Source organism: Enterobacter cloacae complex sp. 2015409 (assembly GCF_041365315.1).
GTDB lineage: Bacteria > Pseudomonadota > Gammaproteobacteria > Enterobacterales > Enterobacteriaceae > Enterobacter > Enterobacter pseudoroggenkampii.
In genome coordinates this window covers 2,503,567-2,529,682 of record NZ_JBFTVM010000001.1, presented here as the reverse complement: position 1 = coordinate 2,529,682, position 26,116 = coordinate 2,503,567, and the positions used below count along the sequence as shown (strand labels likewise).

Genomic DNA, 26,116 nt, shown 5'->3' with positions numbered 1-26,116 from the left:
GGGACAGTTGTTATGTTTGAAGCAGCACGCGTTGGTGATGATATCGGCCACTCCGGTGCGCTGGCCGGGATGATTGCCGGAACGATTGTCGGCGGCCTGATTGCCGCCGCCGGGGGCATTCTGGCGGGGGCCATGTTTATTGCCGGACTTGGTGCATCCTGTCTTGGCGTGGGCGTCCTGCTCGTCGGCGCCAGCCTGGCCGTGGGGTATTACACCGGGGAGCTGGCGACCGCCGCCCGGGACAGCATCGCGGACGCCGGGGCATCCAGCATGACGAAGAAAGGCGTCATCACCTCCGGCTCGCCCAACGTGTTTATCAACGGTAAACCCGCCGCCATGGCCACGGACAGCGCGGTGAAGTGCTCTGACGATGGCTCGCAGCAGATGGCCGAAGGCTCTTCGCGGGTCTCTATCAACGGCCTGCCTGCGGCACGCATCGGGGATCGCACCACCTGCGACGCGAAGGTGATGACCGGTTCGGACAACGTCATTATCGGCGGCGACCCGCAGCAAACCCTCCCCATTCAGTCTGAAGTCCCCGAGTGGCTCTACAAAGTCTCCGATCTTACCCTGCTGTTTGCCGGGCTTATCGGCGGGTGGGGCGGTGCCGCTGGTAAAGTCGGGGCGCTCTCTAAGCTGCTGGGCAAAATCCCCGGCATCAATAAGCTGGCCCGTATCGCCTGTCGCGCCGGCACGCTGATGACAGGCGTGGCGGCCGCAGGGATCATCGCCCGCCCGGTGGATATCGTCAGCGGACAAAAATTTCTCAGCGGGGATGATGAGCTGGACTTCGTCCTTCCTTCCCGCCTTCCGGTGCGCTGGCAGCGCTACTGGCGCAGCGGCAACCCCGGCGACAGCGTGCTGGGCCGCGGCTGGAGCCTGTTCTGGGAAAGCCGCCTGGAGCCTTACCAGGACGGCCTGGTGTGGCGCGCGCCGTCCGGCGATTACGTCGCCTTCCCGAAGGTCCCGAAAGGGATGCGCACCTACTGCGAAAGCGAAAAAAACTGGCTTGAACATCACTCTGACGACAGCTGGTCGGTGTATGACGTCAGCGGCGAGAGCTGGCACTATGCGCCGCTGCGGGATGATGCTCCGTCACTGCTTCAGCGCATCTCTGAACCCTGCGGCAACGAGATCCTCTTCGAATGGAATGCGGATCATACCCTGCATGCCCTGACCGACAGCGCGAGCCAGCGCGTGGTCTGCCGCTACGACCGTGACAGGCTCGTCGGCGCATGGCTGGATGACGAGATCTGCCTGGTCAGTTACGCTTATGATGAACAGCGCCAGCTGGTCTCCGTGACCGGCCGGGGCGGTAGCGTGCGCCGACGCTTCCGCTGGCAGGACGGGCTGATGAGCGCCCATGAGGACGCCAACGGCCTGCTGAGCGAATACCGCTGGCGGGAGATTGACGGCCTGCCGCGCGTGGTCGGCTTCCGCCACAGCGGCGGCGAACAGCTGGCGTTCGAATACGATTTTGAAAATGGCATCCGCCGTGCTATCCGCGATGACGGCGCCCAGGCGCACTGGCTGGTCGACGACGACAACAACGTCGCGCGCTTCACGGATTACGACGGTCGCCAGACGACGTTTGTTTACCGCGACGGCGAGCTCTGCGACGTTATTCTGCCCGGCGGCGCAATGCGCCGCAGCACGTGGGACAAATACGGCCGCATGACCAGCGAGACGGACCCGGCGGGCCGCCGCACCGAGTACCACTGGCATCGCCTGACCGACCGCATCACCCGCACGGTGTACCCGGACGGCACCTCATCGCAGGCCATGTACGACCTTCGCGGTCGCCTGCTGTCGGAAACGGATCCGGCCGGTAGCACCACCGCGTATGGCTATCCTGACGATGAAGAAAACCTGCCTGAGAGCATCACCGACGCCACAGGTGGCGTTGTGCGCCTGGTCTGGAACCACCAGGCGCTGCTGACGCAGCGCACCGACTGCTCCGGCAGCGTGACCCGCTTCACCTACGATCGATTCGGGCAGCTGATTGCCAGCGAGGATGCGGAAGGGAATATCACGCGCCGGGAGTGGAGTCGTGCCGGGCTGCTGAGCGTCGTGATCCATCCGGACGGCAGCCGCGAGTCGCTGGTGTGGAACGAACGCGGCCAGCTCACGGGCTGGCGCGACCCGCTGGAAAGCGAGGTGAGCTGGGCCTACAACGCGCTCGGCCTCCCGGTCAGCCTCACCGACCGTATTGGCCGCGTGCGCCAGTGGCGCTACGATCCGCGCGGCAACCTGCTGCGGCTCGATAACGGCAACGGGGCGGAATACCGCTTCACCTACGACGCCGTGGGCCGCCCGCTCAGCGAAACGCGCCCGGACGAGACCGTGCGCCATATGGAATGGGACGCGCGAGGGTTCCTCTGCGCGCTCGAAGAAAACGGCCGGCCTGCCGCCGACGGCGGTATCGCCCGTCGCGTCCAGCAGTTCAGCTATGACGACAGCGGGCTGCTGATCGGGCGTACTCAGCGCCACGCGGAGTACCGCTACTTCCGCGACCTGAGCGGCCAGATTACCCGCATCCGCCGCACGCCGACGGCCGAAGGCGTTGCCCTGGGTATCGAAAGCGATGAGATCGCATACCGCCACGACGCCGCCGGGCGCGTGCTGAGCGAGTCCGGCATTAACGGCGCGGTGGGCTACGAGTGGGATGCCCTGAGCAACCTGACCGGCCTGACGCTGCCCGGCGAGCAAAAGCTGGCCTGGCTGCACTACGGCTCCGGCCACGTCAGCGCCATCCGTTTCGGGCAGCAGCTGGTGACCGAGTTCACCCGCGACCGCCTGCACCGCGAGGTGCGCCGCACTCAGGGCGCGCGCGAGCAGATTCGCCATTATGACAGCCTCGGCAGACGCACCCTGCAGCGCAGCGAATTAAGCACGGACGTGACCCTGCCGGAGCAGGCGATACTGGAACGTCTGTATCGCTACACCGCGCGCGGGGAGCTTTCCGGCGTCAGCGACACCCTGCGCGGTGAGGTGGACTACGGCTACGACGCCGAAGGGCGTCTGCTGAAGCACTACGAGGCCCGCCAGGGGCACAGCCGCACGCAGTTCAGCTATGACGCCGCGGATAACCTCGCCGCCAGTGACGATGCGGTACCGGTCACGGATAACCGCCTGCAGCACTGGCAGGCGCTGTTTATGAAATACGACCACTGGGGCAACCTGGTCAGCCGCCGCAACGGGCTGTATGAACAGCATTATGCGTATGATGCCGAGAACCGTCTGGTATCCGCCCGGGGAACCGGGCCGGAAGGGCGGTTTGAGGCGCGCTATCACTACGACGCGCTGGGCCGCCGCACGCGCAAAATCGTCACCACGACGCACGGCACCACCGACACCCGCTTCCTGTGGCAGGGTTACCGCCTGCTGCAGGAGCAGCAGGAGAGCGGGCTGTGCAGCACGTATATGTACGACCCTAATGAAGCCTGGAGCCCGCTGGCGAGGGTGGATCACCTCCGTGACCAGAAGAGCGGTGATATTTACTGGTTCAATACCGACCTGAACGGCGCGCCGCTGGAAGTGACAGACGAGCGCGGCGCGGTGCGCTGGAGCGGCCAGTACGGTAGCTTTGGCGATGTACGCCACCAGAGCGAAGGGTTCTCACGGGTTGTGAATCGCTCGGCGATGGCACACCAGCCGCTTCGCTACGCCGGGCAGTACGCTGACGGTGAAACGGGGCTGCACTATAACCTGTTCCGCTACTACGACCCGCAGGTCGGGCGGTTTATTGTGCAGGATCCGATTGGGTTGAATGGCGGAAACTTAAATTTATATAACTATGCCCCTAACCCTCTGTTATGGATAGACCCTATGGGTCTGGCATTGAGCGGCGTTGACTTTAGTGGAAGCCCATCACTTTATCCTGTTACTGGGACACAACGAAATATCGTTGAAATTACCCTTCAAGGATCAAGGGGGCGGGATTTCACAGAAGCCTACAAACTTGCAGGCATAAGTGAAGCTGATGCAAGCGAATATACATGGCATCATCTTGATGATTTTGATCCAAAAACAGGTAAGTCAACTATGCAGCTGGTCACGACTGAGGCGCACAAAGCATCTTTCCCACATAAGGGGTCTGTATCTCAGTTCGAAAAACATTTTGGAGTGAAGTATGGCTCTCCTGAAGCTATAAAAATATCTCATAGTAAAGGATGGCTGAGAGGTCGTATTCCTAAACATTGTCAATAGGAGAGAAATGATGATTAAACTTATAGATTCTTCCCCTGCTGTATCTGCTGATGAGCTAGGCAAGATCGAAGTTTCGCTGGGTGTAACTTTTCCTAATGCCTTAAAATCTTTATGGCTTATAAGTAATGGTGGCATACTGGACGAAGGTCGTCGTGTTTATCAAAGCGAACACTACGAGAATGATATAAAATATTTCCTACCTATATTACATACTAAAAGATCGGGCATATTAACTGTTGATGATTACTATAAGGATTTAGTAATTAACAAAAAAATTCTTGCAGAAAATTTTATACCATTCGCAATTGATGGAGGTGGGTTCCCCTATTGTGTTGGGATAAATGATGGTGCAGTATATTTTTGTGATTTGGAAAATCAGGAGGAGATCTATCTTGAGCCAAATTTTGAAAGTTTTATTGGAAAAATAATTCCTGAAGATGAAGCATGGTGATACAGGTTCTTACCCTCGTAAGAGGGTGGCTTTGTTAATCACTACTTTTTACAGGGGGCTTCATTAATGCAATGATGGAGTGCCCAATTATTTCATTAATAACATATTCCTTTTCTGCTATACGCAGATCTGTCAGCTTATTGTGCAGGCTTCGAGAGGGGTAAATGGTGGGTTAGACTTATACTCATATGTTCCCAACCAACTTACTTGGATAAATCTGTTAGGGTTAATGCCATGGGCATTGAACCCAATTTGAATCGGATACCATTTAATGCCACGAAAAATAGCCAACAGCATTGGACCAACCGATCTTGGTACTATGAAAATACACCAACGTTTTTCCCGGATCCTTATAGCGCTGGAATGCATGAAGAACTACATAGAGCTATTAAAAACGATATTGGAAAAATTCAGGGGCCGTGGCAGGGTTCCGCGGAAGATTTATTCAATGCGTATAGCCGTAATTTAAATTCCTTTTCACATATAAGTGGTGATTTAAAGATTCCTTCGACGGGTGAAATCTTAGCCAGAAATGTCACTCCTAAAGAAGCACATTCAAAACTGCTGGAGTGGTTCAATAATAAACAAACATGTAAGGCATCAGGAGGTAGATGTGGTTAAAATAATTGACATTGATGTGGATTTTAACGGGATAATAATTTTCGATTATCCAGGAATACTGGCCCCATTTGGTGGGAAGATAGAGGATGGAGATAACATTCTCCAGGAATTCATCACCACAGACAAAGGGGACCTTGTTCTTAATAAAGGTATTGCCTTACCTATTATGGGCCTTGATGATGGTGGCTATGTTGTTAGGCTTTTTTTAAATGAACTCCCCGACGATAAAGATAGGGAAGTTATATTCACAGATAAATATTTCTATCTTAATGTAACTGGTGATTTATACGTTGCTGATATGGCAGTATTTTGGGAGTGGGAAGATTATACTGGTTGGATTAACGCTGATATTCCTAAAGGAATATATAAAGTGAGCCTTGAAGGGGTTCATTTATTAAAGGGGGGGGAGACTGTTTATTGCTATGATTTAATTTTTGAAAAAACGAATCAACTTGGTATAAGAGATGTTGAACCACGCTCAGACTCCAGGCTTTATTAAATCCATTAGCCGTCAAGGAAAATAAACTTTTCCGGCTTTTATTAATTTATTTTTCAATCATACCTAAAGAGACGTACAATGTAGTTAATCATAAATGTGACTTAAAGATGCTAAGAGTTTGTTCGCTAAAATGGTTATGGGAATTAGGAAAGAGAAAATTTACTTTTTATGGGGATGAGTTGAAGAAATGATTAAATATAATCTAATCTCTAAAATAAATATCTTTTCTGATAGTAATGTCATTGGGCGGATAGGTGGAAAGATCCCTGAATTCTTTTTAGATAAACTAGATGAAGTTCAGGGTTATAAGTTTTATTTGACAGTTCAGAATCCTGATATTGGACATGAGTATATTACGATACTTACTTCTGAAGGATATGACGATATGATTGATAACAATATCTACCCTAATTGTTCAGTAAAAGTTTTTACGCATACGTTTTCTGATGAAAGCAATAATGAAGAATTTACGATAAAATACATTAACAAGGCAGTTATTGTTGGGTATGATAAGGTTGAAGGTGAAGAGTTTGATTTTATCACTAAAACCGAAGAAGCAAGGTTAATACAATCTGAAGATTATTATTTTGATGCTTTGCAAAAGGATGGTTATAAATTTTTTATGCAGGTTGATGAAGATTATTATCCAGATACATTGCTTGATGGTGATTACATCTTTGGGTACGGTGCTTTGTATTTGTATAAGAATATATCCAGCGGAAAAATTATAGCTGGTTTTTGGCAATGCTCGTAAAGATAAGTGATTAATAAAAAGCCGGATTATATCGGTTATTTCCTTCTTATATAATAATGATGATATTATATTTTTAATGCAAAATGTATTTCTTCTAAAGTTTTTACTTTCGGTTATAAGTTTCTTTTCGCTAATCAAACATGACATTAATATCAGACGTCAGAAAAATACATGCCTGTATAATTTAAGAATAGTGACATATCCATGTTCAAATTTTATTTTTAGAACTGTTGATATTTGAAAGTATAGATTTATAGTAGTTAAGAAAGTAAGTCGATGCGTACAATACAATAGGATATCCTTTATGAGATTGTAAAGGTAATCGATATAAAATATAATCTGATTTAAGGGTTTGATTTCTGGTGGTAAAAATGGTTCAAAAAATTACCCTGATTATTAAATTTGATTAAAGTACAGTTCAATGGAATATATAATCCTATTATTAACACTTGCTTTATAAAGTATAAAAGATAAAACTCAAGGATTTTGCGTATGAGTCAGTTAGAATACAGAAAAGCGTATGGTTTAGATGATTTAATATATAATGTTATGGGTGGGTATGCTTAGACAATTTTGTGTGTGTACAAAAGAATATGAAGAAACTGCTAAAGAAGAGCTTGTTTGTTATTTAGATAACCATCCTATCATTAGTGATGACGATGAGGAAGTATATCCTGATTTTGTTGTTGATAATTCTCTAGAGTTGTTTTTCTATGGAGATCAATTTATAGATGTATTACATAATATCTCTATCCAAAGAGAAAAACCATCTGTAGCGGATTTCATATCAGCTTTAAATTTTTATCTCGAGAACGATAACTTCATAGAGCTTTTATTTAAAGAGCGAGAGATTAATTAAAAATTTATTTACTTAGCTTATTTGAAGGTAGTACATAATGAGAATGTAATTCTAAATTAATTGGTTATTACTGAGGGCTATATTTATGGATGCGTCTGAGACTATTGTGAATGAGATTGAAAAAGCATTAAAACAACTTATTGTCATTTGCAATAAACACTCGCTGTCAGGAAGTTTCAGCACCGTCACTGATCTGGACAATGCCTTCCCGTCCAACTTACCTCGTTCGACAGAGGTGGAATTTTTATATGAAAATTATAATCCTGAAAAGTTAAAGATTGAAACAGGCTTCACGCCAATTAAACTTCACTCGGCCAGTGAGCTCTTGAAGGCTCAAAGTGGTTATGAATACTTACCAGATAATTATCTTGTTATTGGTAATGATTTAGGCGGAGGTAAACCTATAATTGCGGTTATCGATGAAGGGAGTTCCTCTGTTTATGCAGGTTGTGATGTAATTGAACCGTTTCAGATAGCTAGTAGTCTCTCTGGGTTCATATTTTCTCTAGCTGAGCTTATTGATTTGGTATATGGCCAATACGATATCTTTGATATAGCAGATGATAATGACGAAGTAAAAGATGATTTTATTGATGAATTGCGGGGAAGGATTGTGCCTCTTATCGGTAATGAAAACTTCAATGCGTTTTATAATTATTTTTATGGATAGATTTTTTCATTAAAAGGAAACCCTCACGGTAAAATATTCTTTTATAGCGAGGTGAGGTTCTCTTTTTTTTACGGGTATTTTAAACAAAATTTAAAAGATTAATGCTATTTATTTAAGTGGAATTAATCTAATGTATGAAAGGAGAAGGATTATATGCAGACTACGCGAGTAATGGGAGAAGGATATGAACCTTACGTTGAGCAATTAGGTGACAAACTGATTTATTCCTTACCTGTTGAATCGGGATTTGTCAGTTTTCATTTTGAGTTTGATATTCGTCAGATCGATCTTGACGTCCTGCTGTCCGATCATTACCGGCGGGCCGTCCTGGAAGTGTCCGCACACACTTTGCTCCAGCGCTCGACGTTGAAGGGACATAAACGATTCACTCAGAACGATTTTGATAACCTTATTGCCACTACCCTTCATGCATCGCAAGAGCATCTTAGCGCATTCATTTCTCAGATTAATCGGGAGCACAATATTTCGATTGAACATTATGTTAATGACATAATGAATAGACGCTTAACTAAAGGATGAATATACCGATCCCAGATAAGGTCAACATTCATCTTAAAATCACGCTGTATCTACAGCTCTTTTCAACCTCGTGCTGCCCGAAGAAGTCAAATAGATTTCGTGATAACCGACGAATGCGGCTAAGTGCGCGGAAGCGGCCAGCTCGGCAGCTTTGGCGAGGTACGTCATCGGAGCCAAGGTTTCCCATGTGTTGTGAATCGCATGGCGATGGCACATCAGCCGCTTCGCTATGCCGGAAATATATACTTTGCCTTTAACAAGAGCAATATTAAAAATATTTGTGCGGATGCAATCTTCGACTACTTTTACGATACTAACATGTTAATGAATATCATGCTTTCGGTACAATCTGTCAGGAGCAAAACGATTCAAGACAAGGACAACTGATGAGTAATGTTAAAAATCTTATTGCAGCGTATATTAACTGCTTTGAAGAAAATGATGTTCTCACTATCGGAATAGGAGATGACACTCATGAACCAAAAAACTTTATCATTATCGGACGATTTGATGAGGATGAATTACCTATTAACGACTGCATTGGATTTCAGAGTGAGTCAACGGAATATGAGTTAACAGACTCTATTCGTTCCGTTCAACTCACAGATGGCAAACTTGTGATCGTGCTTAATGATGATGCCGCAAAAAAAATTGGCATCAGCGAATATCGCGTGGTCATTCCTGCAGCAAAAGATTTTAAATCGCTTGAAAAGTATTTAAGAGAAATGTTTGATGGCAGTGATGTGCCGCTACAATTACCGTAAGGTTTTAGCTACTACATGGCTATCTTAGCACCCGAACTTTAAAAGATGCAGGCGGGACATTTCGAGTAGAGGGCACATGTGCTGAGCCAACGTTTAACGGCGAATAGGATTGCTACGTCACTGTATGAGGTGAAAGCGAAAGATATGTCCGCTTTGTGCCAGCAGCGGACGTTGCGCGGTATGTTAGTTATGATACGAAATGTTTGCGTAAGATTTTTTCTAATAGTGAAAAAATTACTGTGACCCTTTTCGGAGTAATCGTCTGATAAGGCCGATATAAATAAAATTGCCATTTCTCCTGTCGCAGTTCTGGCAGGGGTTTTATGAGTTGACCATTTGCTAAGTACTCTCTACAGATAAAATCGCTGGACTGTACAACCGTTTTGCCAGCCAAAGCGGCCTGAATTTCTGCGTATGGGTCCGTAGTATAAAATTCAATATGACGAGGGACAAAGGTATTCACTGCGTCACTCATAAATTCAAAGATTTTTCCCGTTTCAGGATTAAGTAAACCACTGAATGGATAACGTTGCCGAAGATCTTCTAAATCCGTTGGAGCTCCCAGGCGCGCAACGAGTTCTGGGGATGCTACCAAAATATGTTCCACCTGCGTGATATTTTTAATGATAAAGTTTGGATTAGGTTCTCGCCCGACGCGTATACCTATATCGATACGATGCTCGACAGTATCAAGTTTCATCATGTCTAAACGCCAGTCGATAAATAATTCAGGATATGGGCGTAGCGCAGTCAATAGTTCATATAATACTTGTTCATGCTTTGGAAATCGAAGCGACGTGATACGGACAATGCCCTTCATTTCATTATCATCTTTCGCCGTCTGAAATAGTTTTTCCGAATCCTCTAGCAGTCGCCTGGCTTGAGGTAAAAAAAGCTCACCGAAGCTTGTGAGAAAGATCGAGCGAGTATTGCGTCTGAAAAGGGGTTCATCAAGCTGTTTCTCCAGCTCAGCGATTGTTCGTGTTACAACCGATGGTGAAACCGAAAGCTTTATAGAGGCTTCGCGGAAGTTGAGGGTCTCAGCGGCGATGATAAAAAACTTCAGAGCATCAAGTTTGTTCATGATTGTTGTGAAAGTTGCAATAATGTTTTTTGATATTAGCAATTAATTTGCAATTATTCCAGTCGTATAATCAAACCATCAAACAAGTAATCTATCGTATCCTTTTATCAGAACTTTGAAGAGTAATTTATGGCAATACAACCAGTAGAATTAAACAAAGCCTATCGTTTATTGCAGGTCGGGCCAACGACGATGATATCGGCTAAAAATAATGGTATTGAAAATGTCATGGCAGCTGCCTGGGTGGGATTAGTAGGCAATAACAAAGTGATGGCTTTTATAGGTCCACAGGCATTTACACGCGGCCTTGTCGAAAAAAGTGGATATTACGTTGTCCAGGTCCCAGTAGTAAATCAGATGGAAATGGTTTTATATGCAGGCGGTCACAGTTATTCTGACATACCCGAAAAAAACAATAAAATCCCACTTTTTTATCAGAAAGAGTTTGATCTGCCTTTAGTTGTAGGTTGCGCTGGCTGGCTAGTCTGTAAGGTTATACCCAATGAAGAAAATGAAAAGCAGCACAACTTGTTCATGGGGGAAATTATCGGAGCATGGAGTGATGACCGCGTTTTCAGGAATGGGCACTGGATTTTTGATGATGCGCCTGATGAACTACGTACTGTCCATTACGTAGCTGGCGGACAGTTTTACGCCATTGGCAAAGGTACAAAATTTAATTATGGTCCGGGAAAAGACTAATCCTTACTTCTGTATAAATGTAGCCATAGAAAATGGCTACATAGAGGTAAGAACACCAAAATCAACCCACTAAAGATGTCTGCTCTTCGCTCATAGCGGAACTTCATCTCAGTAGGCTTATCAGTTCCGCTCTGCGCTTTAGCGTGACCCTATCGAAGCAGTTTAAGGGGGCACAGAATGACGTTCGCCACTATTGATGACGTCAGAAACCGGATCGAACCGTTAGACAGAGAACTGCTCATCGGATAACGGAAATGCAAGCTGTCGTTTTTACCCGTTCTGGTAGCTGTTAAGGGTGAGCGGTTATGAGAAAATAACCCACGCAAACGGTTTCGTTGGTTTTAACCGTTTTCGACACATTATCTATCGCTGTGATGGCGTTGTTGTTTAGCATTTTATTCTTTACGTCTCCTCCCCTGGGGAGACGTCTTTTTCCCACGCACTCTTCACAATGTCTGCAACCCCAAACGCCACTGAAAAATCGCCTTTGATAAGGGATTGGATGTACATCTATGATAGTTTGGCCATCAGAAGAAAGGGTTTGAGCTCTGGATGGAAGTCAGTTGCAGCCATGTTCCGTATTCGCTGCAGAGGAACCTGCTCTGAGTTTGTTTAACCTTTACACGGCAATAACGTCTCTTTCGCACGGAACGGGAGGCGTGTAAAAATAACCCTGTATCTCTGCACACCTTCCTCAAGGATACGATCAAATTGCTCCTGAGTTTCAACACCTTCAGCGACAGCGGCACAGTCCGGCCGAACGACGGCATCTTTAACAAAACTGCCGTCAATTTTGATTTTGTCAAACGTGAACATGCGCGGATCATGGCTATGCGTTATGGTATACCGCCCGATCACCATATTTCACAGGCGTTTCCCCAGATAAAAAATTATCTGTAAAAGCATCGAAAACGCCTCTTATCGAAGGGTATTTTTACGTCAGTTTTTATGGCCGGTAACTGACCAGAATGCGGCCTGAACGTTTTCTGGTGAAGTCTTTCCGTTTGCAAGCAGAAGCTGAGTAAGGATCCGTGCTTTTGCCGGATTCAGCCCCGACGAAACAACAAAGCCGGCTTTGTTATCATCGACCTCGACGTTACGTTTTACTGCTCCTGTATAGGAGCGCGATGCGCGGACCACGACAAGTCCATGCTCCCGGGCCGCTTTGAGCGCAGCTAACGCTGAGGCGGATGTATTTCCGTCTCCCACGCCGGCGAGAATAATTCCTTTTGCACCATCACGCACCGCATTGTTGATTTGGACATCGTCCATATTACTGTGGGCATAAATGATCTCAACCCGCGGAAGTTTATGGGATGCAGGTAATTGTAGAGACAGACGAGATTCTGCCGGCACCGGGGTAATATAATGAACTTCTGCCGCATCGACATAACCCAGTGGGCCGGCGTAAGGTGACTGAAAAGTAGCCACTCCGGTTGTATCCGATTTCGTGGACCAAATCGGTGACTGGATAGTGTCATTCATCACAATCATTACTCCCCGTCCCTTCGATTGTTTGTCCACAGCAGTATTCACAGATTCAAGCAAATTAGCAGGGCCATCTGCACCAGTTGCTGTCGCCGGTCGCATGGCTCCAGTAATAATAACAGGCTGGGGGTGATGTATTACCAGACTGAGGAAAAAAGCTGTCTCTTCAAGAGTATCTGTGCCATGGGTAATAATAATAGCGTCAGCGGCACCTGTACTGAACAGATCGTCGATCTTCTGGGCAAGATCAAACCAGATTTTATCATTCATGTCCTGAGAACCAATGGATGCGACCTGGACACTACTAAGCTGGGCTTTTTTATCCAATCCTGGAACGGCTGCAAGCAATACTCTTGGGCTGATGGCGCCGGATGTGTATCCGATAGAGCTGGAGTCTTCACCAGTGCTCTGTCCTGCAATGGTACCGCCGGTAGCAAGGATCATCAATTTAGGCAGAGCCTCAGTCGCTTTTTGGCTATATGTCGTTAATGACGGCGAGGCCGTTGCAGCCTGAGAACCATGAGTAAATAGCGAGGCATATACTAGTGTTAGCGCAAACGCGACAGGATGATTTATAGGCTTGAACATGACTTATTCCTTAGATAAAAGGCAGATGCCTTAACTTTTGTCGCCGATACTTTGGCTGGAGCATCATGGGGCATGACAATCGTAGCCGACATACCGGGTAATTTTGCAGACAGAGTGGTAGCCTGAACATGATTGCCGGATGAAAAGACCAGAGCACCGACTGAGCGCAGGCGTTATAATTACTCATCTATCATTTTTTCAGCAGATGCAACCACATCACTATAAACAAGTAGTGTTATATAAAGTGCACCTCATTTATACACACCTTGTCCTTTCACTTCCAGTTCTCACTCTGGAAGACAAGCTTATATTGCGACACATCTCAAAGAAAAAATCCCTGGTACATAAATGGGGTTATTTAATCTATGTAATTTATTCCATACAAAATTTGATACAGAACCCACTAATGAGTCAAAAGTTGTCCTGGTGGTGGTTTTAACAGAATTGATGTTATCAAAATATAAAAAACAGAACTAATACATGCACAATGTTAACAATATGAAAACATTTTCAAGTCAACGCGTTAACAAAAAGACGGGTGTTAAAGTTTAATATGTCAACTATGATTTTTAATTGGGTTTTTAATAAGCCACTGTTTTCTTTGCTTACATTTAAAAAAGACTACGGCCTCGTTGCGGGAGGAATAGATGGTGCTTGTTTGCTGCGTGCCAGGGGCGGTCGTTGATTTAATCAGATAAACAATGCTTAAAGGCCGATCTTACGTTTTCGTATAGCGCAGGTGAGAGCATGACATTTTCCCAAATATTATTATGTCCAGCTTTGGGAATGGTCAGAAGTTGCTTTTGACTACAGCATGATGCAGAAGACAGCAGCTTTTCTGGTATTTCTGAGGGGATGATTGCATCATTTTCGGCAGCAATAATCAGTAAATTCCCGTTAAACTCAGCAGCAATGTTCCATGCATCTGTATGTTCCCAATTCCTGGGTTGGCGTATTATTGCAGAGAAATCAGGGCCAAACTTAACTTTATATGCAAGTGTTGAGTAGACACCTGGAACCATAAGGATGAGAGATCGGAATTGCATCGCTTTACTAAGCTGAAGTGCATTATAGGCTCCCATACTGATGCCCATACAACCTGTAAGCGTCTGCCCCAGAGAAGCGATAACCGCCTCTGCTTGCATCGTACGATTAAAAAGAGAAGATTCGTGAATGTCTCCCCCCGTTTCACCATGACCTATAAAGTCAAATACCGTCGTTCCAAAACCCAGGGTATCCAAAATATCCCGGTATTTGTAGAAAACGGTTCGATCTTTGCCGCCACCATGAAGCATCAGAACATGTCCATTGCGCCCAAATGTGCTTTCAGCATGAATTGTTTTGCCATGGAACGGGACCAGGAAGTTGTGACTCGAAATCATCTTCGTATGTGTTTTTGGCGACATGGTTTATTCGTTGTATCAAACCCAAGCGCGCCATGCAATGTCAGACTGAATCACCACTGCTTCGGTAGCCATTTTTTAGTTTGTCACACGATCTCTTGCCCAATTGATGTGCGTCGGCATCTTCCGCTCCTCGCTAAAAGCGGAATTCAGACTAGCATCTAATTTCGATGACTGAAGCGGATGTAACTTTAACGAGCAATCAGCCGATAATTATTTCAAAGAACATACCAGAGTGGCATGATCCCACCACTCGTTGGTATTAACTTTTGTTGCAAGTACGTTAAATTGTGCTTCCTGTATCTCATTTGTTAATGCAGGGAGAGGTTTCAGGGTACGCCAGGGGTGACCTTCTTTCAGTAAATGATGTCTTATAGGATCAAAAACACTAATATCATCAGAATTACGGGGGCTTCCACACATGGAGCTGATCACAAGCCGTCCGCCGGGTTTGAGCAATCTTTTCGCTTCTGCGAAAAAGCGAGTTCGGTCATCATCTATCAGGCAATGCAAACAACTACCATCAATAACCAGCTCAAACATTGAGTCCTTGCATTGATAAATATGACAAACATTTCCGACAAGAAAATGAGCGGAGAGGCCCGCTTGTTGAAAACGCCTTTCAGCCCATCTGATAGCGGTTTCAGAAAAATCCACACCCCATACTGAATATCCTCGTTCAGCAAGAAACTGCGCAGCCATCGCTCCATTACCACATCCCATTTCAAGTATTGGCGCGCCAGGTTGGGGTAAATAATTATTAAAATCAAGCCACTGAAAGATTTTTTCTTGCTGTTCTTTTGCCCTGAAATAACCTTTATCAGCCCAAGCTATAGCCCCATTCGCTATGAGTTGTCTGTATTTTTCTTCATAGGGATTCATATTTAAGACGCTTTATTGCAACAATAACACCCTTTATTTTATATGTTATTTATGGAAAAGAATGAAGTTTCTGGCGAAAAAGTGCGTGCTGTAGATACACGCAATAACGTCCGCTTTCACTCTTAAGGGACATTCGACAAACAACATTGTATTTTGCGTAAGGCCGAAATTCCTGCTTCTTACTCAACAGTTTTCCGGCCTCCCATCTCACGCCTCAGTGCGCCGCGATATACGGCTCCTTCACAAACTCCGCCATTAGCCAGACCATATCATGCAGCAGCCCGGTCAGCTCTTTCGCCACGCTCGCAGGCAGTGTTCCGCCCATCACCGCCAGCGTTAACGCCACGGCATAGTCCACCTGCAGAGTCGTCTCTTGCCAGCAGTCCGGCACGCAGGAAGCCATCTTTTCTCCCGCAATCAGCTGTTCAACCAGATACGGCGGGAGTTCAGCATCACAGCACTCCCGCAGTCGTTTCAGCGCAGTCAGCAATCGCTTACAGAGCGTGGTGTATGTCACGTCGTCGTCAGTTTCCACCAATACGCTTACATAGGCGGTGCAGGCATCGGCCAGTTCGAAGAGATCCGCAGAATCGGAAATTGAATTGTTGATGAGGTGACAAACAGCGCTTTCTGCAGAGAGCGCGTAAGAAAATTCAGGGGTAGTAGCCATTTAGCATCCTCGTTGTGCAAAAAAATGTCATGTTATGCTAACGGGTTCCTACGCCCGGTTACGGATGTGCCGCAACGCAGGCACTTTACGACCGCGAAGAAGGGAAAAAAAGGGATAGCCATGAATTACATCAGGTTGCTTGCAGGTTTGCGAGGCGGCTTCCAGAAGGGCGTAGCCGCCGGGCACATTTTGTACCGCGGTTACTCTTTACGCAGACTTTTTCATTTTGATCAATCCTTCTAATAACGTCTGCGTCGCGCGGGAAGATTTGCCCGCCTGGGAGCAAACCAGCCCAAACTCCCGGCACAGCGAAGGCGTCACGGGCACGACGCACAAACCGCGTAATTCATCCGGCAGGGCGGATTCAGGTATCAGTGCGACGCCCAAGCCTTCGCGTACCAGCAGGCAGGCGCTGATCCAGTCGCGGACGGTCACCTGTACGTCAGACAGTTCCAACCCAGTCTGCTCCATCAGGCTTTTTCCATTGACGGCACAACCGCCTGTGGCGAGTACGAAGGGCTGGTCTGCCAGTTCCTCAAGGGTGATGCCGCGCGTGCGTGCATAGCGAGCCAGACGGTGGTTGGCTGGTAACACTGCGACCCATGCATCTTGCCCCAGGATCGCATCCGCGCGTCCGGGAACAGGGTTCATGACCACACCGATATCAACAGTATCTGCCGCAAGCCACTCTTCGACCTCCTGGTCCGTGCCTTCCAGTACGACCACCTCTATTTCAGGATGCAGGCGCTTCACGTCCCGCAGCAGCCCCGGCAAAAGCGTGGACGTTACTGACGGAAAACTGGCAAGTCGAATGCGCCCGCCACTCAGCCCGCGGCTCTCATCCGCCAGTGTGCGGATGGCGTCCAGCCGTGCCAGCATGCTTCTTGCCTCTTTGACAACCCGCTCGCCCAGGGCTGTAACACCGACGTGGCGTCGCTCACGCGTAAATACCGCAAATCCTAATGAAGCCTCTAACTGAGCGATCGCCTGGCTGGCACCCGACTGCGTCATGCCGACCTCTTCAGCGGCACGCGAAATATTACTGGCGTCCGCCACGGCAACCACCAGGCGCCAGTGCAACAGATTCATCATGGGTATCAGTAGCTCAGCTAATAGTTAATTTATGAATCATTAATTTTACAGTGATAACGGTTTTAAGCACAGTGAATGCAAACCGAATGTTTATCACTCACAGCTTTAACGGAGAGATTATGAAACTCTATTACGCCCCGGACACCTGTTCACTCTCACCCCATATCGTGCTTCGCGAACTGGCGATTGAGTTTGAGCTGGTTAAAGTGGACAACAGGAGCAAGCTTACCGCTGACGGGCGCGACTTCCTGACCATCAACCCTAAAGGCTATGTCGCCGCGCTTGAACGGGATGACGGAAATATCCTGACCGAGGGGCCAGCGATTTTGCAGTACCTCGCTGACCTCAAGCCGGAGAGGGGGCTGGCGCCGCGAGCAGACAGCTGGGAGCGGGTGCGGCTTCAGGAATGGCTTAACTTTATCACCAGTGAAATACACGCGGGATCGGCTCCTCTTTTCAATCGCGTGTTGCCCGAAGAGGTCAAATCCATTTTTCGTGAGAAGCTCTTCAGGCGGTTCAGTTTTCTTGAGGAAACGCTCTCCACTCGCGCTTATTTGACGGGATCGACCTTCAGCGTGGCAGATGCCTATCTTTTTACCGTGCTGGGGTGGTGCAAGTTCTTCTCCATTGAGCTGAGCCCCTGGCCTGCGCTGCTGGAATACAGAGATAAAATTAATGCCCGTCCAGCGGTGCAGGCCGCATTACGTGCGGAAGCGGCTCAGTAAGACTGTAAAGCAGGTTTTTGCCGATCGTGAGTGAATATCTGCCATTTTATCTCCGACGTACTCAGGGTAAAAATGGCCGTGGCCAGCGTGTTCTCTTCATCCGGGTCGTGTGGCGAGAGACGATAAATCGGGAGCGCGGGATCATGCTGGTCTGAAAGAATACCCAGTGCCGCCGCACCATCAAGGTGAGATTGCGTCTCCAGCCAGGCGTTTAGCCGCTGCTGGCGTGACCGGGAGCTGTCGGTGATCACCTGCTCAACCGCGTCAAGCTGAGGTTGGATAAGGTGATTAGCATGGGCGAAAACGTCCCGCAGCGGCGTGACGGAACAGCCTGTTCCCGTCGCTTCCACGCTAAACAGCCGGCTGTCTCCCATTTGTCCCAGCGTATGATGAAATGCACCGGCGCGTGGCCCTGTGATCAGTATGGTGATGGCTTCATCTAAGGTGGCGGCATTCAGCGCGGCGCGGGCTAATACCTGGCGCGGCATTCCGCGTGGACGGTGCAAAGCGCGAATGTTATTCACCGTATTCACCACGCCCTTTTCGTTTACGGCGAAGGTATGTCCGCAAATTGAGCCCGGATAAGCAAAACTGGTGAACGCCAGGCCGTCATCCGGGGTGATGCTGACGATGGCGCAGTCATTGCGAAGCTGCGGGAAACCGTCTTCATTATGCGCGATAATCAGCTCCCCCTCTGCGGTTCTTCCCGCTACCGTGGTACAGCCATCAGAGGTTGAGCGCACCAGATCGCCGCGGCAGTTCCAGGCAAACACCTCATCAAACGGTGCATCCAGACCCTCGGCTAATCCCTCCAGCTCCTGCCAGATCAGGGGATAGTGTGACTGGACCCGCGAGCGCATGCTTCGGGTCTGTTCTGCGTCTTTCATGGCGGTAACGGTTTGCCACAACGCCGTTTGCGTGAGTTTTGCATGCCAGGCCTCGCGGCCAAAGGCGCCAAGTTCCTGACCTACTGCAAAAGCGGAACCACGAATGTCGATTTTTTTCATAGTATTATCATTCACTTCTGTTCAGGATACGTGTTGCAAAAATTCTTTCAGGCGTGGATTGCGACTGCTATTCAGCAGCATATCAGGTGGACCATCTTCGGCAATGGTACCGCCATCAATAAAGATGAGCCGTGATGCCACATCCCGGGCGAAGCCGATTTCATGGGTCACAATCACCATGGTCATGCCTTCTTCGGCCAGCGAGCGCATGACTTTCAGCACCTCGTGCCGTAATTCGGGGTCCAGGGCTGAGGTTGGCTCATCGAACAGCATCATTTTCGGTTTCACCGCCAGGGCTCTGGCAATGGCCACGCGTTGCTGCTGACCGCCAGAGAGCTCTGATGGGTAGTGACTGGCGCGTTCGCGTAAGCCAACGCGGTCCAGCAGCGCCAGCGCCTGCTCCCGCGCGGCGGCTTTGCTCTGTTTGCGTACGCGAACCGGACCAAACATCACATTCTCCAGCGCCGTCAGATGGGGGAACAGATGGAACTGCTGAAACACCATCCCGGCTTCGCGGCGGATATCACATTCGTTAGCGTGAGGATCGGTAATATGCATTCCCGCTACCAGCAGCGTGCCGGAGGAAATTTCCTCCAGCTTGTTAATGCAGCGCAGCAGCGTCGATTTGCCCGAACCGGAAGGGCCGATGATCACCACGACTTCGCCGGCGTCAATTTTTAAATTGATGTCGTGCAGCACCTGAGTGGCACCGAAATTTTTCGACACTGCGCTAAATTCAACCATGCTCATAAAATATGGATCCTCTTCTCCAGTTGCTTCAGCAGGAAACTCAGGCACAGCGTCACCAGCAGATAAATCATTGCCACTGCGGTCCAGACTTCCAGCGCGCGGAAATTACCGGCAATAATTTCTTGCCCCTGACGAGTTAATTCCGCCACACCAATCACAATAAACAGCGAGGTATCTTTAATACTGATAATCCACTGATTACCTAACGCAGGGATCATACGGCGTAATGCCAGCGGCATAATGACATGCCATAGCGTGCTGCGCTGAGATAATCCCATTGCCAGGCTGGCCTCTCTAAAACCTTTATTAATCGAGAGGATCGCCCCTCGGGTGATTTCTGCAATATAAGCACCCGAGTTAATCACAATAGTCGTAATGGCCGCCGTTACCGGGTCGATATGAATCGGTAACACCATGGGCAGTGCGAAGTAAATAAACATCACTTGCACCATAATAGGCGTCCCGCGGATTAACTCGACAAAGACTAACGAGACTGTCTTTGATATTTTCCCTCCGAGCGCCCGGCAGGTTCCCGCCAGCAGGCCAATAACAAAACCACCCAATAAACCTGCTAATGAAATAATCAGCGTCAACTGTAGTCCTTGCAACAGCAGCGGCAGGGACTCCCAAATATATTTACTGTCGAAATTCATCATGTTACCCGTTAAGATGCAACGAGGTCGGATCGCTCCGACCTGGCGGGATTATTTTGGCTGTTTAGCAAACCACTTCACGTAAATCTTGTTGTAAGTTCCGTCCGCACGTAGCGCCTGCAGCGCAGCGTTGATCTTCGGCGTCAGGCTGCTGTTCTTCTGCATCGCAAAGCCGTAGTGCTGCGGCAGAATGCTGTCAGTCTCGCCGGTCGATTTCACTTTGCCATCACCTGCCGTTTTTACGTAATAGAGCACGTTGGGCGAATCATGCACCACGGCATCAAGGTTACCTGCCTGCAAATCAAGATAGGCGTTATCGATATTCGGGAATTCGACATAGTTCGCCTTATATTTGCTTTTCATAAAGCTGGCCGCCGCCGTTCCCTGCTTTAATCCCACTTTCTTTCCTGCTAAATCGCTGAATTTAGTAATGGTATTATCGCTGCTTTTCACCGCTATTAATAAATCAGCATCATAATAACCGTCGCTGAAATCGACGACCTGTTTACGCGCGTCGGTTATCGTAATGCCCGCCATGGCGACATCCAGATTACGTGATTGCAAACCCGGAATCAGTCCCCCGAAGTCCATCGGGCGTAATTCGTAGCTGACGTGCATTTTTTTAGCAATAGCATCCCACAAATCAATATCAAAGCCGACGTATTTATCGCCTTGTTTAAATTCAAAGGGGACAAAGGCGGTATCAACGCCAACCGTTAATTTATCCTGCGCTTCTGCCACAAAACTGGCGGAGCAAGCGACCAGTGCTAACGTAACTTTTAATTTAGTGAATAATCCAGACATGATAACCCTCGGCGTCAGTAAAGTAGCGTGCATGAATGTCACCCGGCGTAATATATCGGCAGGGTGGGGAAATAAAAAAGTTGATATGCAGGGCGCACTTTCATGCGCCAAAATTAAAACGATACTTATGCGGGAATAATCTCATCCCGGGTGTCGGGTACCGGCGTCTGTGCGCCGTTCATTACCATCGAGAGAAAACTGTAATAACCATTAATTCCGATCAGATCCACCACGCCTTTCTCACCCCACAGCGCGATAGCGTGCTGCCAGGTGGCGTCGCTGACCTTCTGCTGCTCCTGTAACTCCTTGCAAAAGTGATAGACCGCCCATTCATCCGGCTGCAGATCCTCTGGAAGACGCTTTTCATTAATCGCCTGCACTGCCGCGGCAGAAATACCTTTCTCGCGCGCAATCGGCGCATGAATCGCCCACTCCACAGGCTGCGACCAGTGCCGCGCGGTCATTAAAATCGCCAGTTCCGACAGGCGCTGTCCCAGCGCGCTGCGATAACGCAGGTATTCGCCCATGCGTTGCGCATGCGCCATCAGCTCTGGACTGCGCAGCAGCGGCTCGAAAGGTGGCAGCAGCGCACCGCGGGGCCCGTTGATTATCTCTTCGGCCAAATCACGCTGCTGGTCGTCCCATTCATGCTCCGCCAGTGGGGGTAAACGATTGATCATAATTTGCCGGTCTCTTCGCGAATGACGGTGTTCAGCGTGTCCACTACAAAGTCGAGCTGGCCAGGCGTGACAATAAACGGGGGGGCGATCAGGATATGGTCGCCATACTGCCCGTCAATCGTTCCACCCATTGGATAGACCATCAGCCCACGTGACATACAGTTTGCTTTGATTGCTGCGTGCAGTTTCAGGGCAGGATCGAAGGGGGTTTTGCTGGCTTTATCGCGTACCAGCTCAACGCCCGCAAACAAGCCGCGTCCACGCGTATCACCGACATGCGGTAATTCCCCCAGCACTTCACGCAATGCGTTGTGCAGGTAAGCCCCCTGTTGCCTGACCGCCTGCAGTAAATTATCGCGCGCGATCACCTGCTGCACGGCCAGGGCTGCGGACGCGGCGGTCGCGTGACAAATGTAGGTGTGCCCGTGCTGGAACAGACCGCTACCGGCCTGCAGCGCTGAGACAATCTTCTCGCTCGCTAATACTGCGCCAATAGGCTGATAGCCGCCCCCCAGCCCCTTCGCGATGGTCACCAAATCCGGCACCACATCATCCTGTTCAAACGCATGCAATGTGCCGGTGCGTCCCATGCCGCACATGACTTCATCCGCGATATAGAGGATGCCGTATTTATCACACAGGTTGCGTACACCTTTAAGATAGCCCGGGGTAGGCGGCGTGGCGCCGGTGGTGGCTCCCACCACGGTTTCTGCACAGAAACCAATAATGGTGTCGGGACCGGCCTCAATAATGGCTTGCTCCAGCTCGTTGAGCAGACGCGTGGTGTATTGCTGCTGGGTTTCGTCTGCGCGGCGGTCGCGATACTCATTGCAGGCCGAAACGCGGATAACGTCGATCAGCAAGGGAGCAAACTGGCGGCGGCGCCATTCGTTGCCTCCCACCGCGAGTGCGCCAAGGGTATTGCCATGATAGCTCTGCTTACGGGCGATAAATTTGGTGCGCGACGGCTGGCCGATCTCAACAAAATACTGACGCGCCAGCTTGAGCGCAGTTTCGACCGCTTCCGAACCGCCCGAAACGAAATAGGCATAATTAAGATCGCCAGGCGCCGTGCGCGTCAGCTGTTCAGCAAGCTGTTCAACGGTGTCGCTGGTAAAAAAACTGGTGTGGGCATAGGCCAGTTGATCGATCTGGCGATGCATCGCAGCCAGAACGTCCGGATGCGCGTGGCCTAAACAGGAAACGGCGGCGCCACCGCAGGCATCCAGATACTGTTTTCCCTGTGCATCAAAAATGTACGCCCCCTGGGCGCGTACCGCCACGGCGGGCGTGTTGCGTAGACTGCGGTGAATGATATGGGTCATGCGGGTCCTGCTCCTGAATACGCTGTGCTAATAAAGCGCATCTTGCAGGATCCATTTGTATCACGTCAATTTCATTTTGATCCAAATGCATTCTGTTTTCTTATGCCGGATGCAAATGAATTATTTTTCAGGGTTTCCCGGGCACCACATAGGCACCAGAGTCGATAAGATAGCGTTCAGCATTTTCGATTTTATTGACTGCATCCCGACCATGGCGCGCGACCAGCATCGCCAGTAAACACTCGGCGAGCCCCATACCGGACACCACAGAAGGAAAAAACGACGGGCTGTCTATGGAAAACAGCAGCGTGCAATCGGCAGCCTGGGCTAATGGAGAGACGGGAGAATCCGTAATGGCGACGATTGTCGCGCCTGCCTGCTGGGCCGCGCGCAGGACATCGAGCGACTCACGCGAATAGGGGGCAAAACTGGTGAGTAACAGGCAATCTTGTGCTGTTAATTCGCGGGTGAACACCTCGATATTGCTCGCCAGACCATCAATGAGTGATGCTTGCCGATTGAACAGTCGATAGACATAAAACAGCGACCAGGCGATAGGAAAGCTGGCCCGGAAGCCGCAAATATAGACATTCTCAGCCGCGTCCAGCAGCGATACAGCCTGCTCCATGGCCTGATGGTTTTCATGCTGTGTGAAAGCCAAATTTACCTGATGGGCCTGAAACACCTCTTCATACAGCTGCGGCTGAGTGCCTTTGGCAATTAGTTTCTCGGCTTTGGATACATATGTATCATTGCGCAGTCCGAGTTCATCAATGAATGCGTTCTTGAGTTCACCCCAGCCGTTGTAACCCAATCGTTGCGCTAACCGTAGCAGCGTGGCGGGTTTTACACCGGCTTCACTGGCGAAGGCACGCATCGATAGCACGACCAACTGATTGGTATTCTGTAGAGAGAACTCGGCAGCACGCTGTAATTCTGCAGACAACTCACTGAATGTACTGACAATATTTTCCCTTGGATTCATAGCAAATAGTCCCGCTTTTTAAGGTTAGCGCTGCTGTTGTCAACTTACGTTCGATCTTCACAGACCGAACGGGTTCGCGTTGTCTCAGAAACGGATGATGAAAACACAGAGTGAATAAGTCAACGGGGAGCTGAACAGGGGCTTATCAGACGCGCGAAACCAATCTGATGATCATTATGATAAAGGCCAAAGGTAAGACTGTTTTCTATGCAGCATAGCGCTGCTCCTCGCTCATTCCAGCCCTTCGATATTCGACTTAACCGCTTTCAGCGTCCTTCTTCGGATCCAGCCGCTCCCGGCCCGTATTGCCAGCCAGTAGGCTACCATTTTTAGGTGAGTACGTTTGTCCGGACAATAGACGAAGGTCTCCGTACAGAGTTCATGTTGACCCGGGGCCAGTTCCGTTACCTGGTAGCGGAGCAACAGTTTTGCGCTGCCCGGCGCGGCTGGAGACTGAAAAGCAATGGCATCCGGTGCGTTTTCCAGACCGAAATCAGTCCTCCAGAATTGGCCTTTTAAGCCGTAGCTGAGCTCAGAGGCTGAACTTTTCAAAAGCGTAAAGCTGTGCAACCCAAAGTTGCTGATTGAGTTAGCCTGCTGATTGCGCAGAAATCTTTGCGGCAATTGCCGCAAAGACATCAGCCGACGAATCACGGCATCTTGCCGGACGTCAAAGTTGGCAATCAACGGCAGAATATTTTCAGGATGCGCAGTATGAATGACCGCTCGGTGTTTTTCATGAAACTGGAACTGGGGTAGAAAAGCAGGAACATCCCGCCACTGAGCAAGCGCTTTGCGGGTAACGAATCCGGGGTTCAGCATTGTTCTTCCTTGTCATCCTTTGAGCACAGCCAGAGTAACAGATGGTTTGCGGCAGACAATTACCAGGAAAACGTAGTACCGAAGCGTGCATCAATAAAACAATTACGGCTTTTAGATCCAGTTTTCAGACATGAAATCAATAAAGCAGCGAATTCTCGGGGAAAGGTGGCGTCTGGTTGCCCATAGCGCAGAAAATTGCCCTTGTCGTATACATGAACCCGATAAAACTTCTCTTAACTCTCCCTTTTCCAGTGCGTCACTAACGACAAAATCAGGAACGTAACTGATGCCCATTCCCGCAGTGCTCATGCGGATGATGGCTTCAATATTGTTGGCGGTTAAGACAGAAACCGGTGTGAAGTTACTTATCCCATCCGCACCCTGCATCTCCCAGGGCTGTAGTAACCCAGTTGAGGGAAAGCGGTAGAGAATGCACTTATGGTTGTTTAAATCCTCGGGGGAGGCCGGTGAACCATACTCCAGCAGATAAGCGGGGCTGGCGCAGAGAACAAAACGGAAGTTACCAAGCTTCTTCGATGTGAGCCTGGAGTCCGCAATTTCACCGCTGCGTATCGCCACATCGAACCCTTCATCAATGATGTTTACCAGCCGATCGCTGAAGTCCAGCTCCAGCTCTATAGCTGGGTAGCGGCGGGTGAAGGACGGTAGAAGGGATAACAGCAATCGATAGCCTGTTACCGGAAGAGAAACCCTGAGTTTGCCAGAAGGTTGAGCAATATGGCGGGTCAGTTCGGCCTCCGCGTCCTGCAACTGTTCCAGGATCTGCTGACAACGAACCAGTAATACCGCTCCTTCTGCCGTCAGGCTTACGCTCCGGGTGCTGCGATTGAAAAGCCTGACGCCCAGTTTTTGTTCAAGCCTTGCAACATTTTTGCCAACGGCTGACGCTGAAATGCCTAGCAATCTTGCTGCCTGAACAAAGCTCAGCGTTTCCGCGGTCCTGACAAACGAGGTGAGTGACGTCAAACTATCCATTGATTATAAACTTTATCTCTATTCAGTTTGTATTTTCAGTCTATTTATCTTGCTAATTATCCGCAATAACATGGTTCACGTATTTCTCGCGAA

Annotated in this window: 27 protein-coding genes and 1 pseudogene; 11 read left to right on the top strand and 17 right to left on the bottom strand. The window is 49.0% G+C overall.

All coding sequences use genetic code 11. The annotated features are described in order from the left end of the window. Positions 1–12: 12 nt before the first annotated feature. The 9 genes from ACDO57_RS12375 (at position 13) to ACDO57_RS12335 (ending at position 9,367) form a co-directional block, all read left to right on the top strand. The gene (locus ACDO57_RS12375; protein ID WP_370884036.1) at positions 13–4,209 is read left to right on the top strand and encodes an RHS repeat-associated core domain-containing protein; all 4,197 of its coding nucleotides are present in this window, start codon (positions 13–15) and stop codon (positions 4,207–4,209) included. A 7-nt stretch (positions 4,210–4,216) separates the two neighbouring features. After that, the gene (locus tag ACDO57_RS12370; protein WP_148769262.1) at positions 4,217–4,660 is read left to right on the top strand and encodes an SMI1/KNR4 family protein; all 444 of its coding nucleotides are present in this window, start codon (positions 4,217–4,219) and stop codon (positions 4,658–4,660) included. 234 nt (positions 4,661–4,894) lie between these two features. After that, on the top strand, positions 4,895–5,281 hold the full coding sequence (locus ACDO57_RS12365) for a hypothetical protein (protein WP_198313990.1): 387 nt from the start codon (positions 4,895–4,897) through the stop codon (positions 5,279–5,281). Then, a complete protein-coding gene (locus tag ACDO57_RS12360; RefSeq protein WP_370884035.1) occupies positions 5,274–5,780 on the top strand; it encodes a hypothetical protein in 507 nt (168 codons plus the stop codon). The genes ACDO57_RS12365 and ACDO57_RS12360 overlap by 8 nt, the downstream gene beginning before the upstream one ends. Before the next feature lie 187 nt (positions 5,781–5,967). After that, a complete protein-coding gene (locus ACDO57_RS12355) occupies positions 5,968–6,534 on the top strand; it encodes a hypothetical protein (protein WP_370884034.1) in 567 nt (188 codons plus the stop codon). A gap of 559 nt (positions 6,535–7,093) precedes the next feature. Beyond that, positions 7,094–7,393, top strand: a complete 300-nt coding sequence (locus tag ACDO57_RS12350) for a hypothetical protein (protein WP_232473041.1) — start codon at positions 7,094–7,096, stop codon at positions 7,391–7,393. 85 nt (positions 7,394–7,478) lie between these two features. After that, complete coding sequence (locus ACDO57_RS12345) at positions 7,479–8,063, top strand: hypothetical protein (protein WP_090417901.1); 585 nt, start codon at positions 7,479–7,481, stop codon at positions 8,061–8,063. A 153-nt stretch (positions 8,064–8,216) separates the two neighbouring features. Next, on the top strand, positions 8,217–8,603 hold the full coding sequence (locus ACDO57_RS12340; RefSeq protein WP_248272930.1) for a hypothetical protein: 387 nt from the start codon (positions 8,217–8,219) through the stop codon (positions 8,601–8,603). A gap of 386 nt (positions 8,604–8,989) precedes the next feature. Next, the gene (locus ACDO57_RS12335) at positions 8,990–9,367 is read left to right on the top strand and encodes a hypothetical protein (RefSeq protein ID WP_370884033.1); all 378 of its coding nucleotides are present in this window, start codon (positions 8,990–8,992) and stop codon (positions 9,365–9,367) included. A 187-nt stretch (positions 9,368–9,554) separates the two neighbouring features. On the opposite strand, the gene ACDO57_RS12330 is transcribed toward ACDO57_RS12335, so the two are convergent. Next, positions 9,555–10,451: a LysR family transcriptional regulator gene (locus ACDO57_RS12330; protein WP_047174611.1), complete on the bottom strand. Its 897-nt coding sequence runs from the start codon at positions 10,449–10,451 to the stop codon at positions 9,555–9,557. A gap of 129 nt (positions 10,452–10,580) precedes the next feature. Between ACDO57_RS12330 and ACDO57_RS12325 the strand changes: the two genes are divergently transcribed. After that, positions 10,581–11,153, top strand: a complete 573-nt coding sequence (locus ACDO57_RS12325) for a flavin reductase family protein (RefSeq protein WP_370884032.1) — start codon at positions 10,581–10,583, stop codon at positions 11,151–11,153. Positions 11,154–11,765: 612 nt separating this feature from the next. Here ACDO57_RS12325 and ACDO57_RS12320 read toward each other — a convergent pair. The 7 genes and pseudogenes from ACDO57_RS12320 to ACDO57_RS12290 all read right to left on the bottom strand — a co-directional run bounded on the left by ACDO57_RS12320 (position 11,766) and on the right by ACDO57_RS12290 (position 17,276). After that, positions 11,766–11,969, bottom strand: a complete 204-nt coding sequence (locus tag ACDO57_RS12320; protein WP_370884031.1) for a hypothetical protein — start codon at positions 11,967–11,969, stop codon at positions 11,766–11,768. Between the two features lie 123 nt (positions 11,970–12,092). Further along, the gene (locus ACDO57_RS12315) at positions 12,093–13,229 is read right to left on the bottom strand and encodes an asparaginase (protein ID WP_024906937.1); all 1,137 of its coding nucleotides are present in this window, start codon (positions 13,227–13,229) and stop codon (positions 12,093–12,095) included. 35 nt (positions 13,230–13,264) lie between these two features. Then, a pseudogene (locus ACDO57_RS12310) lies at positions 13,265–13,381 on the bottom strand (serine dehydratase); the annotation flags it as partial. A 534-nt stretch (positions 13,382–13,915) separates the two neighbouring features. Next, on the bottom strand, positions 13,916–14,635 hold the full coding sequence (locus ACDO57_RS12305) for an alpha/beta fold hydrolase (protein ID WP_024906938.1): 720 nt from the start codon (positions 14,633–14,635) through the stop codon (positions 13,916–13,918). A 210-nt stretch (positions 14,636–14,845) separates the two neighbouring features. Further along, positions 14,846–15,514 carry a class I SAM-dependent methyltransferase gene (locus ACDO57_RS12300; RefSeq protein ID WP_071994451.1) on the bottom strand — a complete coding sequence of 223 codons (669 nt, stop codon included), beginning with the start codon at positions 15,512–15,514 and terminating at the stop codon, positions 14,846–14,848. A gap of 214 nt (positions 15,515–15,728) precedes the next feature. Beyond that, positions 15,729–16,184 carry a hypothetical protein gene (locus tag ACDO57_RS12295; protein WP_370884030.1) on the bottom strand — a complete coding sequence of 152 codons (456 nt, stop codon included), beginning with the start codon at positions 16,182–16,184 and terminating at the stop codon, positions 15,729–15,731. A gap of 207 nt (positions 16,185–16,391) precedes the next feature. Next, positions 16,392–17,276: a LysR family transcriptional regulator gene (locus tag ACDO57_RS12290; RefSeq protein ID WP_370884029.1), complete on the bottom strand. Its 885-nt coding sequence runs from the start codon at positions 17,274–17,276 to the stop codon at positions 16,392–16,394. A 119-nt stretch (positions 17,277–17,395) separates the two neighbouring features. Between ACDO57_RS12290 and gstA the strand changes: the two genes are divergently transcribed. Beyond that, positions 17,396–18,001 (top strand): glutathione transferase GstA, encoded by a 606-nt coding sequence (gstA, locus tag ACDO57_RS12285; RefSeq protein ID WP_048993219.1) that lies wholly within the window; start codon positions 17,396–17,398, stop codon positions 17,999–18,001. On the opposite strand, the gene ACDO57_RS12280 is transcribed toward gstA, so the two are convergent. The 9 genes from ACDO57_RS12280 to ACDO57_RS12240 form a co-directional block, all read right to left on the bottom strand. Further along, positions 17,995–19,008 (bottom strand): C45 family autoproteolytic acyltransferase/hydolase, encoded by a 1,014-nt coding sequence (locus tag ACDO57_RS12280; RefSeq protein ID WP_370884028.1) that lies wholly within the window; start codon positions 19,006–19,008, stop codon positions 17,995–17,997. The genes gstA and ACDO57_RS12280 overlap by 7 nt on opposite strands. A 21-nt stretch (positions 19,009–19,029) precedes the next feature. Further along, positions 19,030–19,752 carry a glutamine ABC transporter ATP-binding protein GlnQ gene (gene glnQ, locus ACDO57_RS12275; RefSeq protein ID WP_024906944.1) on the bottom strand — a complete coding sequence of 241 codons (723 nt, stop codon included), beginning with the start codon at positions 19,750–19,752 and terminating at the stop codon, positions 19,030–19,032. A gap of 2 nt (positions 19,753–19,754) precedes the next feature. After that, positions 19,755–20,411 carry a glutamine ABC transporter permease GlnP gene (glnP, locus tag ACDO57_RS12270; RefSeq protein WP_370884133.1) on the bottom strand — a complete coding sequence of 219 codons (657 nt, stop codon included), beginning with the start codon at positions 20,409–20,411 and terminating at the stop codon, positions 19,755–19,757. A 51-nt stretch (positions 20,412–20,462) separates the two neighbouring features. Next, on the bottom strand, positions 20,463–21,215 hold the full coding sequence (gene glnH / locus ACDO57_RS12265; protein WP_248165417.1) for a glutamine ABC transporter substrate-binding protein GlnH: 753 nt from the start codon (positions 21,213–21,215) through the stop codon (positions 20,463–20,465). Positions 21,216–21,340: 125 nt separating this feature from the next. Further along, positions 21,341–21,895, bottom strand: coding sequence for a carboxymuconolactone decarboxylase family protein (locus ACDO57_RS12260; protein ID WP_024906947.1), 555 nt, complete (start codon positions 21,893–21,895; stop codon positions 21,341–21,343). Continuing rightward, a complete protein-coding gene (locus tag ACDO57_RS12255; RefSeq protein ID WP_048993199.1) occupies positions 21,892–23,220 on the bottom strand; it encodes an aspartate aminotransferase family protein in 1,329 nt (442 codons plus the stop codon). Before ACDO57_RS12255 ends, ACDO57_RS12260 begins: the two co-directional genes overlap by 4 nt. Positions 23,221–23,347: 127 nt before the next feature. Next, positions 23,348–24,205, bottom strand: a complete 858-nt coding sequence (locus tag ACDO57_RS12250) for a MurR/RpiR family transcriptional regulator (protein ID WP_048993198.1) — start codon at positions 24,203–24,205, stop codon at positions 23,348–23,350. A 231-nt stretch (positions 24,206–24,436) separates the two neighbouring features. Further along, the gene (locus ACDO57_RS12245; RefSeq protein ID WP_024906950.1) at positions 24,437–25,027 is read right to left on the bottom strand and encodes a hypothetical protein; all 591 of its coding nucleotides are present in this window, start codon (positions 25,025–25,027) and stop codon (positions 24,437–24,439) included. Between the two features lie 111 nt (positions 25,028–25,138). Beyond that, a complete protein-coding gene (locus ACDO57_RS12240) occupies positions 25,139–26,023 on the bottom strand; it encodes a LysR family transcriptional regulator (RefSeq protein WP_370884027.1) in 885 nt (294 codons plus the stop codon). Positions 26,024–26,116 lie beyond the last annotated feature (93 nt).

What these genes read in the sequence shown, in the direction of transcription:
- glnH (WP_248165417.1), bottom strand. Translation starts at nt 21,215, where the DNA reads ATGTCTGGATTATTCACTAAATTAAAAGTTACGTTAGCACTGGTCGCT.
- ACDO57_RS12350 (WP_232473041.1), top strand. Translation starts at nt 7,094, where the DNA reads ATGCTTAGACAATTTTGTGTGTGTACAAAAGAATATGAAGAAACTGCT.
- gstA (WP_048993219.1), top strand. Translation starts at nt 17,396, where the DNA reads ATGAAACTCTATTACGCCCCGGACACCTGTTCACTCTCACCCCATATC.
- ACDO57_RS12320 (WP_370884031.1), bottom strand. Translation starts at nt 11,969, where the DNA reads ATGTTCACGTTTGACAAAATCAAAATTGACGGCAGTTTTGTTAAAGAT.
- ACDO57_RS12345 (WP_090417901.1), top strand. Translation starts at nt 7,479, where the DNA reads ATGGATGCGTCTGAGACTATTGTGAATGAGATTGAAAAAGCATTAAAA.
- ACDO57_RS12325 (WP_370884032.1), top strand. Translation starts at nt 10,581, where the DNA reads ATGGCAATACAACCAGTAGAATTAAACAAAGCCTATCGTTTATTGCAG.
- ACDO57_RS12355 (WP_370884034.1), top strand. Translation starts at nt 5,968, where the DNA reads ATGATTAAATATAATCTAATCTCTAAAATAAATATCTTTTCTGATAGT.
- glnP (WP_370884133.1), bottom strand. Translation starts at nt 20,411, where the DNA reads ATGAATTTCGACAGTAAATATATTTGGGAGTCCCTGCCGCTGCTGTTG.
- glnQ (WP_024906944.1), bottom strand. Translation starts at nt 19,752, where the DNA reads ATGGTTGAATTTAGCGCAGTGTCGAAAAATTTCGGTGCCACTCAGGTG.
- ACDO57_RS12375 (WP_370884036.1), top strand. Translation starts at nt 13, where the DNA reads ATGTTTGAAGCAGCACGCGTTGGTGATGATATCGGCCACTCCGGTGCG.
- ACDO57_RS12305 (WP_024906938.1), bottom strand. Translation starts at nt 14,635, where the DNA reads ATGTCGCCAAAAACACATACGAAGATGATTTCGAGTCACAACTTCCTG.
- ACDO57_RS12300 (WP_071994451.1), bottom strand. Translation starts at nt 15,514, where the DNA reads ATGAATCCCTATGAAGAAAAATACAGACAACTCATAGCGAATGGGGCT.
- ACDO57_RS12240 (WP_370884027.1), bottom strand. Translation starts at nt 26,023, where the DNA reads ATGGATAGTTTGACGTCACTCACCTCGTTTGTCAGGACCGCGGAAACG.
- ACDO57_RS12290 (WP_370884029.1), bottom strand. Translation starts at nt 17,276, where the DNA reads ATGATGAATCTGTTGCACTGGCGCCTGGTGGTTGCCGTGGCGGACGCC.
- ACDO57_RS12340 (WP_248272930.1), top strand. Translation starts at nt 8,217, where the DNA reads ATGCAGACTACGCGAGTAATGGGAGAAGGATATGAACCTTACGTTGAG.
- ACDO57_RS12370 (WP_148769262.1), top strand. Translation starts at nt 4,217, where the DNA reads ATGATGATTAAACTTATAGATTCTTCCCCTGCTGTATCTGCTGATGAG.
- ACDO57_RS12260 (WP_024906947.1), bottom strand. Translation starts at nt 21,895, where the DNA reads ATGATCAATCGTTTACCCCCACTGGCGGAGCATGAATGGGACGACCAG.
- ACDO57_RS12365 (WP_198313990.1), top strand. Translation starts at nt 4,895, where the DNA reads ATGGGCATTGAACCCAATTTGAATCGGATACCATTTAATGCCACGAAA.
- ACDO57_RS12335 (WP_370884033.1), top strand. Translation starts at nt 8,990, where the DNA reads ATGAGTAATGTTAAAAATCTTATTGCAGCGTATATTAACTGCTTTGAA.
- ACDO57_RS12315 (WP_024906937.1), bottom strand. Translation starts at nt 13,229, where the DNA reads ATGTTCAAGCCTATAAATCATCCTGTCGCGTTTGCGCTAACACTAGTA.
- ACDO57_RS12295 (WP_370884030.1), bottom strand. Translation starts at nt 16,184, where the DNA reads ATGGCTACTACCCCTGAATTTTCTTACGCGCTCTCTGCAGAAAGCGCT.
- ACDO57_RS12255 (WP_048993199.1), bottom strand. Translation starts at nt 23,220, where the DNA reads ATGACCCATATCATTCACCGCAGTCTACGCAACACGCCCGCCGTGGCG.
- ACDO57_RS12330 (WP_047174611.1), bottom strand. Translation starts at nt 10,451, where the DNA reads ATGAACAAACTTGATGCTCTGAAGTTTTTTATCATCGCCGCTGAGACC.
- ACDO57_RS12250 (WP_048993198.1), bottom strand. Translation starts at nt 24,205, where the DNA reads ATGAATCCAAGGGAAAATATTGTCAGTACATTCAGTGAGTTGTCTGCA.
- ACDO57_RS12280 (WP_370884028.1), bottom strand. Translation starts at nt 19,008, where the DNA reads ATGAAAAAAATCGACATTCGTGGTTCCGCTTTTGCAGTAGGTCAGGAA.
- ACDO57_RS12245 (WP_024906950.1), bottom strand. Translation starts at nt 25,027, where the DNA reads ATGCTGAACCCCGGATTCGTTACCCGCAAAGCGCTTGCTCAGTGGCGG.